This is a genomic window from Pseudomonas sp. FSL R10-0399, from assembly GCF_009600165.1.
GTDB classification, from domain to species: Bacteria; Pseudomonadota; Gammaproteobacteria; order Pseudomonadales; family Pseudomonadaceae; genus Aquipseudomonas; species Aquipseudomonas helleri.
Genome location: NZ_WIWK01000251.1, coordinates 1 through 1,231, shown reverse-complemented (window position 1 = coordinate 1,231; position 1,231 = coordinate 1). Strand labels below are relative to the sequence as shown.

General features: G+C 65.1%; 2 protein-coding genes. Both read left to right on the top strand.

All coding sequences use genetic code 11. The features are described 5' to 3' along the window. Positions 1-533: ABC transporter permease (locus GHO41_RS29255; protein ID WP_153435343.1), on the top strand; the 533-nt coding region annotated here is incomplete at its 5' end. A 25-nt stretch (positions 534-558) separates the two neighbouring features. Next, the coding region (locus GHO41_RS29250; RefSeq protein WP_178126617.1) for an acyl-CoA dehydrogenase family protein at positions 559-1,231 on the top strand (673 nt) is incomplete at its 3' end.

Sequence of the window (1,231 nt, the reverse complement as noted above, 5' to 3'; positions counted from 1 at the left end):
CGCTGGTGTCGGGCACAGAACTGGTGCTGTCGTCAGCGCCGTCGTTCGTGATCGGCCTGGGGTTGCTGCTGGTGTTCGCGTTTGGCTGGCACCTGTTGCCGCCGTCCGGCTCCAACAGCTGGCAAGCCTTGATCCTGCCCAGCGTGGCCCTGGCCTTGCCGGTGGCGGCAGTGCTCAGCCAGGTGCTGCGCCAGGAACTCGAAGACACCCTCGAACAACCCTTTATCGCCATGGCCCGCGCCCGTGGCCTGTCTGAAACCGGGGTGCGCCTCAAGCACGCCTTGCGCCATGCGCTGGTGCCGCTGGTGACCTTGTCCGGCTTTGTGTTTGCCAGCCTGCTGGGCGGGGCGGTGGTGATTGAACTGCTGTTCTCGCGCCAGGGCATCGGCCGCCTGATGCTCGACGCCGCCAACACCAAGGATGTGCCGCTGCTGCTGGGGATCACCCTGCTGGCGGCAGCGATTTATGTGGTCGTGAACTTTCTCGTCGACCTGATCAATCACCTGGTGGACCCGCGTGCGAAAGCCGTGTGACGCCATCTTTTCGCAAGGACTTGCCATGACCGACACCACTTCCTACCGCGCATTGAAGGCGCGTTTCCAACCGCTGTTCGACCAGATCGCGGCCGGAGCCATCGAGCGCGAGCAGCACCGCGAACTGGCCTATGACGCCGTCAACCAACTGCGCGAGGCGGGCTTCACGGCGCTGCGTGTGCCTCAGGCTTTGGGCGGCGCGGGCGTCAGCTTGCCGGTGTTGTTCCGGCTATTGATTGACTTGGCCGAGGCCGACTCCAACCTGCCGCAGATCGTGCGTGCGCATTTCGGTTTTGTTGAAGGGCGCTTGTCCAGCCGCGACGCCGCCTCGCAGGATTACTGGTTTGCCAAGGTGGTGGCCGGGCAGTTGTGGGGCGCGGCCATGGCCGAGCGCAGTGACAGCAGCACCAACTCGGTGTCGCTGGCGCCCAACGACCCGCACAACGAAGACGCAGGTTGGGTGCTCAACGGCGAAAAATATTACTGCACCGGCACCATCTACGCGGACTGGGTGGCGGCGGTGGCGATGCACGACAAAGACTTTTTCAGCGTGGTGGTGGCCGTCGATGCGCCGGGCGTGACCCGTGAAGACGACTGGGACGGTTTTGGCCAGCGCCTGAGCGGCAGCGGCACCACTCGCTTCGACCAGGTCGCGGTGGCGCCAGAGCACGTGCTGCGCCGGTTCAAACCCGGCGAGC